Here is a 14184-nt window from a genome sequence, read left to right on the forward strand (position 1 = left end):
TCGCTTGATATCGGGAATGCATCTCCGCGCCACTGCAGGAACCGCGCAGGGCGGGCTCCTGCATCTTTAAAGTACCTATGGCACTCCTAAACGCCCTAATGCTCTGCCAGCGCACTTAATTTCCGCCACGGTAGAGCTCACTAAGAGCACTGGTGCTGCTCAGATTCGCTTGAACCGCCTCGGTCCTTACATCCGCGCGACTCCGCGAGGAGACGAACTTGGGCTGATAGGGATAGGATGAATCGTCACCGATACGAACGAGTCCTTGGGCCTGTGCTTGGCGGAGTTCTTCCTGAACCTGGGCCCGTGTTTTGGTGGAGCGGATATGCTCTTGCCAGTTTGTGCCCTGATCGCCAATCCATTTATCGTCGGCCAGCGCGGCGGAGCTTACACCAGCGGACAGCACAGCAACAATAACGGCAACAGACAGCGAGATCGATTTCATTTTGCACTCCTATGGGTAATGGGATACTTCCGGATCGCTTCGTTACTGCATCGATCCATGAGTGCAAGTATAGAAACCCGAGGGCAACACGAATCTGACCGGCGGATTACAACTGCGTAATGCTTTGGGTCATCAACCAATTGGCAATCGCTATCTTCCTTGCTTAACGGTTCGCGTAGCGTGATCATTTCAAAATCTTCGAGTGAACACGTCAGCGTAGTACCATGCCACAAAGTGAAAATCCTCATGGGCGACGCGCCCACGCGTTGACGTTGCGGCTCATCTTCCGAGTAACAGGAACGACATGCCATGATTGAAGACAGGCTGGCGGCACAGCAGCATCTGTGCAGCAAGCAGACAGCGGGTGGCCAGTTACGTTTTCGAGCAGTCCCCCTTGCGGTTGCAAGACGTCCAACGGTAAGGGGTGCCTGAACAGCCAACCCGCGCGGACGGGGTTCATGTCCAGCATGCTGGCGTGACATGCATGAATAAATCGGCTTGGGAGCCTGTTGCTCCACAGTTGGAGGAATTTGACATGGATCAATCAAATACTAAGGTGGCCTCTCTACACTCCATCGCAGCACAGTACGGTAGCCCTATCACTTATCGCGAGGACCACATGAACCGGAATCCCTCTCACCCTTCTTCTGCTCCACGCCCTAACTGGTCGCGCGTCAACCAATGGTTGCTCTGGCTCGGATTGGCAGCGGCGGTCAGCTGGCTGGTCGTGCGCCATGGTGCACACCTGCTGGAAATTGCCCCATTCCTGATTCTTCTGGCGTGTCCACTGATGCACCTGCTCGGACATGGTGGACACGGCGGCCATGAGAATGCAGAAGCTGGCGGCGGCTCACTGCCAGGGCAAAGCAAACCGGTCGCAAATGGCAAGTCCTCCGACCAACACACGCATTGAAGTTCACACGTGCTAGGGAGGTGCCATGCTGATGCTGTGGTAGCGATGCATGAGCGCCGGCCGAAACCGGATCCGCGCCTGTGATACTGGCTCCAGCCTACCGCTGGTAGTTGAGCGTTATGCATGTTGCTTTAGATGCCTGCGGCGATATTGCCCATTGACGCATTGGAAACCCGGCAGCGTATGCTACTTACGATAACCACCGCCGGTGTAGCACTAAGCCTGTACAGGCTTACCACAATGGCATGAATAGCCATCCCTCTTTTTGCGTGCCAGGCTTCTGGGCGAATAGGTCTCACTGGCGTTCAGCGTTGCCATAATAGGTTCGCATTTCGTTGGCTCGACCGGCATCTATGTATAAAAGTCCCGGCAACTTCACCTCTAAGGTAGCGGGCCTGATTCCAGGTGCGATCGAATGCCTACATCGACCTGGAGCGCCCCGGAAATGAGGTCGGCGCAGTACCCGCCTCACTTTTCAGGACTCATCCGACCGGTGAGTTGAGGATACAAATCTCACCCGACCGCATGAACGACTAGCCACCAATCTCATTAACTTAAGCGACAGGAAGACCGCACACACGAAAATATCGAGAGCGACCCGTCTAACGACACCGTAGCCAGAGAACCATTCACGGCTGTACAGCTCCTACCGGCAAAGATGCTTATCCTTTTATGCCTATGTATCCCGGCGTCGCTGATGGTCCGACCATTGACCCATAGCGCGGCGTCTTCCCGTGCGAGTATCCACGAAAGTATTGCCGAGCTCCTGCATGATCGGTCAGAGTTCGCATGACCTGTAGCTCCAGTCCAGTTGCCTGCGCGAGTACGCTCAATCGAACTAAAGAACGGCATTATGAATGCGAGCTGACAAGCCATTTCCACGGGCACGCGCTGCACAGTGGCGTTAATGCAGCATCCTGATATTTTTGACCTGGATCAATTAAATTTCGGTTGCCGACGATTAGTCTTCGCACGACTCTAGGGAGGCCTAGTTGTTCCAGTAGGGCTGCATTGCCGTCAGTGGTCACAGGATGCATCGTGTTACCGGACCGCCGCCTGCTTCCGAAGTCTACAACAATGCTGCAGTAAGCAACTGAAAGGAATGCAACATGCGACGTCATGCGATGTCTTCGGAATCCACACTTGAACAGCCCATGCGGCGCACGTTTCTGCGTGGTGCTGCTGCCGGCATGATGATGTTTGCGTTACCTATCGGGCGCACCGCAGCAGGCACTACCGCACGCGTCGCCGACGATATCAAATCGATTCCTGTCAGCCGGCACTACGACCTGACGCTTGCGCGCACACCGGTCAACTTTACCGGGCAGCCTGCTTCAGCCGTTACTCTTAATGGGACGATTCCTGGGCCACTGCTGCACTTTCGCGAAGGCGACGAGGTATCGGTCAGGTTGGCGAATCGCCTGGATGAAACCACTTCGATTCACTGGCATGGGCTGCTCGTGCCCAATGCAATGGATGGCGTGCCGGGCGTAACGTTTCCAGGCGTGCGGGGAGGCGAGTCATTCGAGTACCGGTTCAAGCTGCGACAAAGCGGCACATACTGGTACCACAGCCACGCAATCCTCCAGGAGCCGGCAGGCTTTTATGCACCATTGATCATCGATGCTGCACAGCCTGAGCCCTTCCAGTATGACCGCGACTATGTGATCCTGTTGTCGGATTGGACCGATATCCCACCGGCACGCGTCCTGGCCAACCTTAAAAAGACCGACGGGTTTTACAACTACCGCCGTCAAACCCTCACGGAACTGTTTGCGCAATTGCAGACGGCCACGTCAGCAGAAGAGCGCCATGCAATCTGGACGGAACGACTAGGCTGGGCCAGAATGCGCATGGATCCAACTGACTTCAGTGATGGCGGTCCGGAGTGGCAATACCTGCTGCAGGGTCAGCGCAGCGAAGACAACTGGACTGCACTGTTTGCCCCGGGCGAGCGGGTGCGCCTGCGCTTCATCAATGGCGCAGCGATGAATTTCTTCGATGTCTCCCTCCCCGGCCTCGACATGACCGTAGTGGCCGCTGACGGTCAGAATGTGGAACCCGTCAAGGTACGCGAACTGCGTATTGGCAATGGCGAAACCTACGATGTCATCGTGCAACCAACGGAGCGCCGTGCCTATACGATCTTTGCAGCCACAATGGCCCGCATCGGATTTGCACGTGGCACGCTCGCTCCGGAAGCCGGTATGGAAGCGCCTATCCCGACGCTGGGTCTGCGTCCAGTACGCAAACTGTCCGAGATGGCAGGCGTTCACGGTGAAGGCGAACATGCTCAGCATGGCAGCCGGCCCGCCGCACCTGCTGCCACTTCACAGCCACCGGGCAGTAGTTCCCATGCTTCGCTCTCATCCGCCCCGAGCGCCGACCACTCAGCACATGCTTCTGCCAACCTGTCCCATGCACAGCCACCGGCCGCGCCTGTGACGGCGCATGAAACGCATGCGGCGACGTCCGTCCATGCGGCTACCGTGTCGGCAATCGCCGCCTCAGCCATGGTGCGCGAGCGCCTGAGCTACAAGGATTTGCGATCGCTGCAGCCAACGCGCAACGCGGGCGAGCAGGCACGTACGATCCAGTTGGATCTCACCGGCGACATGAACCGCTACTTCTGGACGATCAACGGCAAAAGACTCTCTGAAGCTACGTTCTTCGAAGCACGCGTTGACGAGCCACTGCGCTTTGTGCTCACCAACAAGACCATGATGGAGCATCCCATGCATCTGCATGGCGCGTTCTTCACACTGGAAAATGGCCAGGATGCATACCTACCACGCAAGCATACTGTAATCGTTACTCCTGGCGAGACGGTCACACTGAATACCGCATTCGATGAACAAGGAGGATGGGTGTTTCATTGCCACCTGTTCTACCACGCGGCCACCGGCATGGTCCAAGCCGTTATCGTCAAATAGGCCCGCCCTGCAACGTCATTGCCTTATAGCTAGCAAAAAAAACCACTCATGAAAAACGCATACCTCTCTGGAGCAGGTCATTTGGCCGCGGTGGCCGCACTATCCTTCGTGGTGACGTCAGCAACGGCCATGGAAGGCAATCCGCTGTTTTCGGCCACCCGAATCGAGGTTGATACCGGCCGCGCCAGTGGCAGCAAAAGTATCCAAGCAGGCCGCGCGGAGGGGTGGATAGGCGGCGATTACCACCGGTTTGTCTGGAAAGCCGAGGCTACTCGGGAAGCCGGTCGCCTGGATGACGCGGAAGTGCAAGCACTATACGGACGCTATCTTGCCCCGTTCTGGGAGCTGCAAACCGGATTGCGCTTTCAGGGAAAGCCTGAATCGCACACCTATGCCGCGCTGGGAGTCAGGGGCCTTGCGCCCTATGCATTCGATGTCGACCTGGCCTTGTTCGTGCGCTCCGACGGCAAAGTGTTTGCCCGTACCCGCGCGGAGTACGACCTGCTCTGGACCAATCGCCTGATTTGCCGTCCCTTTGTGTTTGCCGATTGGTCGGGATCGAACATTCGCGTTGAAGACACGCGGCGTGGTGTTGAAACGTATGAAGTAGGAATCAATACTCGTTATGAGATCACCCGCGCCTTTGCCCCGTATATTGAGGTTGCACACAGCAAGCGGTATGCGCTAGGCGCAAGCAACAGCAGTTCGTCAGTACGATTGGGCATTCGACTGCTGTTCTAAGCGACGTTGACCACGACCGGCCATGCAAGATCGCTTCCGTTAGACTGTTTTGAAAAGTCTGCGCAGCTCAACCGCCGTTGGCTGTTTAACCGCCAAACTAGATCGCCCATATTCATGCTCGCAGCGCGCCACGTCCTTAGGACCGATTTCCCTATGAACCAGATAGCACCAGCGATGACTTACTGCAGGGCTACGATGGGGCGTCAAAGGCCCCTTATTGCCGGACCAGAAGGGCTATCTTTTCTTCTTTCGTATTGCGACTGAGGGTTGCGCCGGCGCCTTTCTAAAATTTTTCCCGGCGCGTTTCGGTCGTTTATGCTGCCTGCGCAAATAGTAAGAGAAGCCCAACAGCGCCAGTAGAATGAGTCCACCGACCACACCCAACATTGGCAACATCGATGAAGGCAGCGACCCGCCGGTATAGAACATAGTATTTCCGATAGGTTGAAAAGTGTGCGGGGCAGCGTGCCCCGCACGGTTCCATTAATGCATCGCTGTGCGCATCGACGCCATGGCCTCGCATGACTGAGCGCAACGGCGGCATGCCGCCACGCACTCCTGCATCACCGCCGCGCTCTGGCCTGAGTGCGAACCACCCATCCGCTCACAAATGTCGCCGCAGGTGTTGCAGATCTGCGCGCAAAGGGCGCACGTGTCGAAGTGGAGCGGCGAATTGCGACTCATTAGCCGCGCGTCTAGCAAACAGACATCGGCGCAATCAAAGCATGCTGCAATGCATTCAGCCATACCCGGCATATCCATTCGAACACACTCAGCCGCACACATTTCACAGGCGCGTGCGCAGTCCAGACAGTTCTGGATGCATTCCATCATGTGTTGATGCATTTGCGGATTAGTCTGCGCTTGAGATTGGGTTGACATAGTCATGATCTGCTCCAAAAAGAGGGATTGAAGATGCTTGCGTAGCTCCCTGTTGCAATGGACAGGGTCAAATTGCCCCGCCTCTGATATACGTATGCTGCCTTTCTCTGCCGCCGGTGACCCGCGATGTGGCGCAGTCTTTTGACGGAATGTTCGCGACCCGGCACAGTCTCCCTTTGCTGCGGGCTTCATATTCGACCCATGAATTTCGTTATGTGACGAATAGGATCGGAATGCTTAGAAATTGTTCATCCTCCGTCAGATACCCGTGTAGTCGTACTGGGGTGATACGCCACCCTGTCGACAAATTAGCCGTTCCAAGCCACCATTGGGTGGCGCACGTGACGATACCCGATAGGTCAAGCCGTCTTATCGTCTGCCTTGGAGTCAGTAACTGTGGACCGCTCATCAGATGCATCTCGATGTTTTGCCTCCACGCTTGCATTGCTCCGGCATGTTATTTACCCTCGGAGAGACCCACCCTGGTCACCTGTGGCAGGCCAAGTGTCTTCCACTTTCGCTGCTAATCAAAGGCTCTGCCTGCGCGCTCGATTTCTTCCTGTGGGCATCAACCTTCCGTAGCGACAGGCTGTCCTTTACGAACGCTTGCAACCACTTCCCCACCGTTGGTATGCTAACCGGCAAGCTAATTGTAGTGGCTTTGATACTCGGTTCAGCTCAGACGCGGAGGATGTTCAGGGGCGGCAAGTACGATACTGGCAAACAGGAAGATAGGGCCATCACCAACTCTGCCCACGTGCCCAAGGGTGGGCGCCCATGGGCTCGGAGCTAGCGGCATGGCGCTGGCAGCGCAGCATACCGTAGATGCGCTACAGGTCATGCCGTCGCCAATGGAGGTAGCCTGTAACTGCCCTGCTCCGAAACTGGCCTTGTCGCAAGCTGCGATGGCGGCCTGTTCAACGAACAGCGCCTGCATCGTGCCGTCAACCGAATGCGCTAATCGTTGCCCGTGTTGGAATGACGCCATTACGCGATGCGAAGGATTGCACAAGCCCTTGCTGGCAGACGCGATCGCTTGCGCGGGTAGCACAAGGACGAGCATCCATATCCATAGCATCTTAGCAAAACGGCTCATTCTTTTAGTCTAGCATATAAAAAAAGCCACGCCGAGGTTCCACCCCCTGATAGCGACCCTTCCGTCAGAGTGCACGAGCGATAGGAAGCGCCCTATGGCCGCGGCATTCTCTTCAGAACGCCAACATTACAGCTTTGTAATGTGGGATTGTTCGTTTATCGGTGAAAATATGCAGCAACCGATTGCAATGTACAGGGACAACCATGCGCGTTCTAGTAGTGGAAGATGAGGTTAAAGCCGGGGAATATCTACGTAAAGGGCTTACCGAGTCTGGGTTTATCGTCGATCTGGCTCAAAATGGGCTCGATGGGCTTCATATGGCGCAAACCGATACCTATGACGTCATCGTGCTCGACGTCATGCTTCCTGGCCTTGATGGCTGGAAGGTGATCCAAGAACTACGTAAATCACAGGAAACCCCGGTACTGTTCCTGACTGCAAAGGACCAGCTCGAAGACCGGGTAAGAGGCCTGGAGCTTGGTGCGGATGACTACCTTGTCAAGCCATTTGCTTTTGCCGAACTCCTCGCCCGCATCCGCACTCTTCTTCGACGCGGTCCCATCCGTGACGCCGAGTTGCTCAAAATTGCTGATATGGAAATCGACGTTCTCAAGCGTCGCGTGACTCGCGCCGGTGAGCGGATCGATCTTACGGCAAAAGAATTTGCGCTGTTACATCTGCTGGCGAAACGCAAGGGCGAGGTGCTATCCCGATCGTTGATTGCTTCGCAAGTCTGGGATATGAACTTCGATAGTGATACCAATGTTGTCGATGTCGCGATAAGGCGCCTGCGCGGCAAGGTCGATGATCCCTATCCCAACAAGCTGGTGCATACCGTGCGGGGAATGGGCTATGTATTGGAGGAGCGCGGGTGACCCGCTTCTGGCCACATTCGCTTACTGCGCGCTTGGCGCTGCTGTTTGCTGCCTCGGCATTACTGACGCTCAGCGTGGTGGGTGTCTACCTGTACCGCTCGCTGGCCAATCAGCTGCAATCCCGAGATGAACATGAACTGATCGGTAAGGTCGAGCAGTATCGGCATATTCTTATCGAAACTCCATCAGTGCGCGCGATCAGGCAGGACCAGCACAGATTTATTGATGTCGCTACCGGGCACGATGGCCTGATCGTTTTCTTGCGTGCCGCCGATGGACAAATACTTGTCCGTAACCAGAATGATGCTGTTTCGCTTCCCGATATTGCGGTGGTTCCCGCGAATGAGACTCCGGACGAAAGTGCACTCAAGGTGTGGGAGTATGCGCCTGGTAGAGTGGCCACGACGATTTCGGCATGGGGGCGGCTTGCCGATCCAGCGACGCAAGTCCAGATCATCGTGGCCCGCACTGCGTCTGATCGGATGTCGCTGCTCGATGAATATCTAAGAGATATTCTGGGCGCCGTGCTCTCGGGGGCCGCCTGTGCCGCAATGCTCGGCTTCATCGTAGTGCGTCGTTCACTGAGGCCTGTGAAAGCAGTCGCCGAACAGGCGCATTCCATTACGGCGAGACGTCTGGACAAGCGCCTGGAAGCCAGGGCCGTCCCATCTGAACTGCAAACATTGGTGCAATCATTTAACGCGGTGCTCGACCGACTTCAGGAAAGTTTTCAACGGTTATCGCAATTTTCCGCAGATCTTGCACATGACTTGCGGACCCCTTTGTATAACTTGACAATGCAAACGCAGGTGGCGCTCTCCAAGCCTAGAGGCGAAGACGAGTACGTCGCCTTGCTGGGCTCCGGGCTGGAGGAATATGAACGCCTGACACGCATGGTTGAGAGCATGCTGTTCCTTGCTCGGGCTGACAATGCGCAGGTGGCGCTCAACCGGCAGCCTCTTGATGGCCAGGAAGAACTGCAGCGCATCGCGGATTATTTCGAGGGGATTGCCGAAGATGTCGGTGTCCGCTTGGCTGTCGACGGTAGTGCCACCGTCAATGCCGATCCAACCCTGTTCCGCCGCGCAGTCAACAACCTGGTCTCCAACGCTATCCGCTTCACGCCATCTGGCGGAACGGTCAGACTATTTATTGAACAGAAGCCTACGAGTACGCTGGTGAGCGTCAGCAACCCTGGCAAGGGCATCGCCGCCGAACATCAGCCGCGTCTGTTTGACCGCTTCTATCGGGTGGATGAAGCGCGCAGTCATTCCGCGTCGTCTACCGGACTCGGCTTGGCCATCGTCGCGTCCATCATGAAACTTCACGGCGGACAAGCCATGGTCTCCAGCACGCCAAACGAGATCACAACTTTTACCCTACTGTTTCCGATCCATCCCTGATACCGTCAGCGATGCCGCGACCATGAAAGCTATTGGTCGCGGAGTACGAATGGCTCTACCTTACGGCTGTAGCATTTTACAGGGCGGTCAGGATACCTTAGACCCCATTGCGCTCGCCTCCTAAGTCAACGATTGCTCCCGCTGACCGTCACCTTGCTTAGCATCCCTGCTGGATAGTGCCCAGGAATATGGCAGCCGATCTCCACGTTCGCACTCTGGCCGAACTGCCAGATCAGGCTCTTGGTCTCTCCCGGTGCCAGCGTGATGGCGTTGGGGTCATCATGCTTCATCCCTGGCATCTTTTGCATCATTTGCTCATGCTCTTTTTGTTCCTCTGTCGTGCCAATGACAAATTCATGCGGCAATTTGCCCTTGTTGACCACCACAAACCGTACGGTCTCCCCAGCCTTCACAGCCAGCGTGGATGGATCAAACCGCATGGTATCAAGCGCGGTGACGTTGACAGTCCGCGTGACCTGCGCTGCCGTGCCGGGCCGTCCTGCCGCTGATGAGCCGTGCCCCCCGCTACCATGCCCTTTGGAATGATCGCCAGCCGACGACTGAGTGCCGCCATGGCTTGTCCCGCCACCCTGCATGTGCTGGGAATGATCCATGCCCTTCATGTTGGCCATTGAAGAGTGATCCATGCCCTTCATGTTGGCCATTGAAGAGTGATCCATGCCCTTCATGTTCGACATGGAGGAATGATCCATGCCTGCCATGGTGCCGGACCCGTGGTTCATTCCCTGCATACCGGTGGCTGCAGCCGTCGTGGATGTCGATACGGACGGCGACGCAGCAGTTGTGGATGTACCAGCGCGACTTGCCGTCGATGCAGAGGACGAGTTCTGCGACGTCGCTTGCGGTCCGCTGCTGGCACACCCGGCAACTAGCATGACGGCTGCCATGGCGACACAGGTTTTAAAATAGGGTAGTTGCATAGTGTTCTCCTTTTGTATTCACTTGACTGGTATTTGGTAGGCGTTTAAGGCCTATGCTCTTCACATCAGGATCGATGTTGTGTCATGCCGCCGCTAGGTTTGTACGACGCCTTGAAGCTGTCGCTTACAGAGCACCGGGCGGCATGCCGATCCAATGCCCGTATTTCCGCCGACGACGTGCGAAAGGCTAACCACGGGGAACCCGTGACCAGGTCGTCACTAGCGACTGCCGCAACAAGCGAAAGCCGTCAGCGCAGACAAGGAGTCCCCAAACCGCGTTAGAACCAGATACGCACGCCGGCGACAACCTGGCGTTCAATCGGCGACTCCCCTTCCTCGCGTGCAAAATCTGCGGTCCGGCCAAGCTTGCGTCCCCAGGTGACCCCGATATATGGGGCGATTTCCCTGCGCAGTTCGTAGCGAAGCCGCAAGCCCAGTTGGATATCCGACAAGCCGCTGCCGATGCCACGGGCGCGGTCGGACTTGTTATAGGCATTGACCTCGATTTCGGGGGTGAGAAATGCCGTTTGGGTAAGCCGGAAACTGTAATCCGTCTTGAAACGTGCGCCAACCCGACCGGCAGAGCCTAGGTAGAGCGCTCCTTCGACATCGAACCAATAGGGTGCGACGCCTTGGATGGCCAATGCCAACCATTGACGGCTTGGCCCCGCCCCAAAGTCATGCCTGACGCCAACCTGTGCGTCCCAGAAGGCCGCCACTGGCTTAGACCAGAGCGCTTCTATGGTGCCTTCGGACCGGCCTTCCAGCCGTTCGCCCTCGGTTTTGATCCACAGGCGGCTATAGTCTCGGCCAACCCAAGCTTCAGCATCCCAGGCAAGACCGTTACTGTCCCGACTCTTGACATACTCCAGCTGATCAAACAACACCATGTAAAAGATATCGTTGTCGGCCATTACCATTTCCGAACCAGGAATCTGGTAAGAACCGTCTGGATTGCGCTTGTATTGCGACGCCGAGGGCACGGTGGACGAACGTAGCATCTGCTGTTGACTCGGCGTGGCCATGTTGTGTTCGCCATGCATGGGCATGGTAGGCATCCCCTGCGATGCCCCTGCAGGACGACTTTCCCCTCCCGCAGCCGGCATAGGCGTGCTAGAACGCGGATTCGACGTCCCGGGATGCGCTCCATGTGATGGAGACGGTGTCATTGGCCCGCCGGACGGTGGCTGCGCCGCAGGACCCGGTGTCACATTTTGTGGAGTCCCCGGGGGGGTAGCCTGCCCGTGGTTCATCCCGGGCATGGCGCCATGGTTCATGCCCGGCATTGATCCATGATCCATTCCAGGCATCGTTGATTGCGCAACGCTGGCGGACGTACCGACCAGCAAGCCGATCGTTAGCCAGACAGTAGGCAGCGTGGGCGCTCGCAGATGACGACCATCACAATAGGTTGGCAAGTAGCGGCTCATGCGACGATCACCTTGCGGAACATGCCCGCCTCCATATGATATAAAAGATGGCAATGAAACGCCCACTGACCCATTGCGTCGGCTGTCACTTGAAACGTCAGCTGCTTGCCGGGCTGTACATTGACCGTGTGTTTGCGCACCTGAAACTGGCCATTCTCATCCTCGACCTCACTCCACATGCCATGCAGGTGAATCGGGTGATTCATCATGGAGTCATTGATCAACCTGACCCGAAGCCGCTCCCCGTACTTGAAGTAGACCGGTTCGGCTTCATGAAATTTTTTGCCGTCAAACCCCCAAATGAAACGCTGCATATTTCCAGTCAGCCGCAGGGTGATTTCGCGAGATGGCGGGCGTTGATCGATGGGCCCGCCAATCGTGCGCAGATCGGCATAGGTCAGAACGCGACGGCCGTTATCGCGCAGTCGCGGTCCAGGATCACTGAGCGACTTCGAGGGTGCCATTGACCGGGAGTCGATACCCGGTTCGGTGCCCAGCATGGTCATTTCTTCCATCGAGGACATATCATGTCCCTGCATGCCGGCCATGGCCCCCATATTATGGCCAGCCATGTTATGCCCGCCTTGCGCTGGCGCCGGCTTGGCTTGTGCATTCATGGTCGACATGTCATGCCCAGCCATGCCGGACTGGGCCGGCTGGGCTGCGGTGGGCGCCGCACTCCCCATGGTATGACCAGGCATGCCGTGCGTGGCGTGGCTTCCCCCCTGCTGAGCCGACGCTGCGCCAGCGCCAGCTGCACCCGCTTGCTGGCCAGCCGTTGGAGCATGTGCCTGCCCCATCGCCGCCGAGGGTTGTGGGCTGCCTTGAACATTCATCGCGCCCATATCATGTCCCGGCATGTTTCCCATGCCCATGTCAACCATGGAGAGCCATGTTTTCGGGTCCATTTCCGGCACGGGTGCCGTCATCCCCAGCCTTGGCGCGAGCGTTCCTCTGGTATAGCCGCTACGGTCAATGGATTGCGCAAAAATCGTGTAGGCGCGGTCATCCGGCATCTGGACCACGACATCATAGGTCTCGGCGACCGAGATTCGAAACTCGTCGACGGTCACCGGCTCAACGTTCTGACCATCTGTGGAAACAACTGTCATCTTCAAACCGGGGATTCGGACATCGAAGATCGACGTTGCCGCACCATTGATGAAACGCAGCCGAACCCGTTCGCCAGGACGAGCAATCGCCGTCCAGTTACCCGCCGGGGGAACGCCGTTGGTCAGGTACGTAAATGTCGCTCCAGAAACGTCCCCCAGATCTGTAGGATTCATCCGCATCTGATCCCACATCCGCCGCTTCTCGAAGGCCTTCGATAAACCCATTTGCCGCATATCCTGGAAGAAATCTCCCACTGTGGGCATCTGGTAGTTGAAGAAGTCGGAGGACTGCTTCAAGCGGCGAAAAATCCATTCCGGCTCGTCGTCCGTCCAATCACTCAGCATGACTACGTAGTCGCGGTCGGCCTTGATGGGATCCGGACCTGCAGGATCGATTACGATCGGTCCGTACACCCCTGTTTGCTCTTGGAACCGACTATGGCTGTGATACCAATAGGTGCCGCTTTGCTGAACCTTGAACTGATAAGTGAATGTCTCTCCCGGACCAATGCCAGGAAAGCTAAAACTTGGCACGCCATCCATCTCAAAGGGGAGGATCAGTCCATGCCAGTGGATCGACGAATCCTCGGTCAGGCGGTTGTTCACCCGCAAGGTCACCGTCGTTCCTTCACGCATGCGCAACAACGGGCCGGGAACACCACCATTGACGGTCGTTCCATGACGATCTTTGCCGGTGAAATTGACAGGTGTGCTTCCGATCGTGAGGTCGAATTCGGTTCCCTGCAGGGTCTTCAGTCCTGCAGGCTCTGCGGCCGCCCATGCAAGCCGGCCGAATGGTCCTACCGCGGCCAGAGCCCCTCCTGCCGCCAGGCCCGTAACGAAACGGCGTCGTGACCGACCCAGTCGATTCAGCCCGCCCTCATTCTTCATTTGATTCACGCATCCCCCAATAAGCAATATGAATAGCGTCCATTGACTTCTAATGTTCAACCCTACCTCTACCGCTCCGGCTTCCGTGCTATTTCATAATTCACTCTCCTCCGCGTATGCGGGGGTGGCTGCGCAACAACGTCCGACCTTTGACACCCAATCTACCGAACGCCAATCGCAATGCGTGGTGCCTAGAATACTGATGGCATTCGCTGAGGTGTTGCGCTCTCTTGTGAACATAAGCAACGTTATGACTCCGAATACGCATCCCGCATGCCGCTAACCGTGGATGCAATTTTTGCTTCATCTGCGCCAAAGCGAAGCACTTTTCCATTATGCAATGTCTGCTTAACGTCGAACGCGAACGCAGTTTGGATGCGCACACAGGCCTCGTGCATCACATTCCAATCCGCATTCCAAGCACGTGGCCTATGACAATGGTGCAATGCTGCATCATGCAGACCGCGTGTCTTCCTATCGACAGATGCAAAGCTTGAAAAGTTTATATGCTTCGTCAGAGTT

Annotated in this window: 11 protein-coding genes; 6 read left to right on the forward strand and 5 right to left on the reverse strand. The window is 56.6% G+C overall.

The features are described from left to right. Positions 1-115 precede the first annotated feature (115 nt). Positions 116-445 (reverse strand): DUF4148 domain-containing protein, encoded by a 330-nt coding sequence (locus RY831_RS03170; RefSeq protein WP_326504885.1) that lies wholly within the window; start codon positions 443-445, stop codon positions 116-118. 484 nt (positions 446-929) lie between these two features. Here RY831_RS03170 and RY831_RS03175 point away from each other — a divergent pair, with 484 nt between their 5' ends. The 3 genes from RY831_RS03175 (at position 930) to RY831_RS03185 (ending at position 5032) form a co-directional block, all read left to right on the forward strand. Then, a complete protein-coding gene (locus RY831_RS03175; protein WP_326504886.1) occupies positions 930-1358 on the forward strand; it encodes a DUF2933 domain-containing protein in 429 nt (142 codons plus the stop codon). Positions 1359-2467: 1109 nt separating this feature from the next. Then, complete coding sequence (locus RY831_RS03180) at positions 2468-4291, forward strand: copper resistance system multicopper oxidase (RefSeq protein WP_326504887.1); 1824 nt, start codon at positions 2468-2470, stop codon at positions 4289-4291. Positions 4292-4339: 48 nt separating this feature from the next. Beyond that, positions 4340-5032 (forward strand): copper resistance protein B, encoded by a 693-nt coding sequence (locus tag RY831_RS03185; protein WP_326504888.1) that lies wholly within the window; start codon positions 4340-4342, stop codon positions 5030-5032. A 483-nt stretch (positions 5033-5515) separates the two neighbouring features. Here the strand turns inward: RY831_RS03185 and RY831_RS03190 are convergent, their stop codons facing one another. Continuing rightward, on the reverse strand, positions 5516-6106 hold the full coding sequence (locus RY831_RS03190; RefSeq protein WP_326504889.1) for a four-helix bundle copper-binding protein: 591 nt from the start codon (positions 6104-6106) through the stop codon (positions 5516-5518). A 1107-nt stretch (positions 6107-7213) separates the two neighbouring features. On the opposite strand from RY831_RS03190, the gene RY831_RS03195 reads away from it, so the two are divergent. Beyond that, on the forward strand, positions 7214-7885 hold the full coding sequence (locus RY831_RS03195) for a heavy metal response regulator transcription factor (protein WP_326504890.1): 672 nt from the start codon (positions 7214-7216) through the stop codon (positions 7883-7885). Further along, a complete protein-coding gene (locus tag RY831_RS03200) occupies positions 7882-9288 on the forward strand; it encodes a heavy metal sensor histidine kinase (protein ID WP_326504891.1) in 1407 nt (468 codons plus the stop codon). The genes RY831_RS03195 and RY831_RS03200 overlap by 4 nt, the downstream gene beginning before the upstream one ends. Positions 9289-9413: 125 nt before the next feature. Here the strand turns inward: RY831_RS03200 and RY831_RS03205 are convergent, their stop codons facing one another. Then, positions 9414-9986 carry a cupredoxin domain-containing protein gene (locus RY831_RS03205; protein WP_326504892.1) on the reverse strand — a complete coding sequence of 191 codons (573 nt, stop codon included), beginning with the start codon at positions 9984-9986 and terminating at the stop codon, positions 9414-9416. A gap of 13 nt (positions 9987-9999) precedes the next feature. Between RY831_RS03205 and RY831_RS03210 the strand changes: the two genes are divergently transcribed. Next, positions 10000-10218, forward strand: coding sequence for a hypothetical protein (locus tag RY831_RS03210; protein WP_326504893.1), 219 nt, complete (start codon positions 10000-10002; stop codon positions 10216-10218). A 289-nt stretch (positions 10219-10507) separates the two neighbouring features. On the opposite strand, the gene RY831_RS03215 is transcribed toward RY831_RS03210, so the two are convergent. Both RY831_RS03215 and RY831_RS03220 read right to left on the reverse strand, forming a co-directional pair. Next, positions 10508-11278: a copper resistance protein B gene (locus tag RY831_RS03215; protein ID WP_326504894.1), complete on the reverse strand. Its 771-nt coding sequence runs from the start codon at positions 11276-11278 to the stop codon at positions 10508-10510. A gap of 377 nt (positions 11279-11655) precedes the next feature. Next, the gene (locus RY831_RS03220; RefSeq protein WP_326505178.1) at positions 11656-13662 is read right to left on the reverse strand and encodes a copper resistance system multicopper oxidase; all 2007 of its coding nucleotides are present in this window, start codon (positions 13660-13662) and stop codon (positions 11656-11658) included. Positions 13663-14184: the final 522 nt, after the last annotated feature.

Source organism: Noviherbaspirillum album (genome assembly GCF_035916955.1).
In the GTDB taxonomy this organism is placed as follows: domain Bacteria; phylum Pseudomonadota; class Gammaproteobacteria; order Burkholderiales; family Burkholderiaceae_D; genus Noviherbaspirillum; species Noviherbaspirillum album.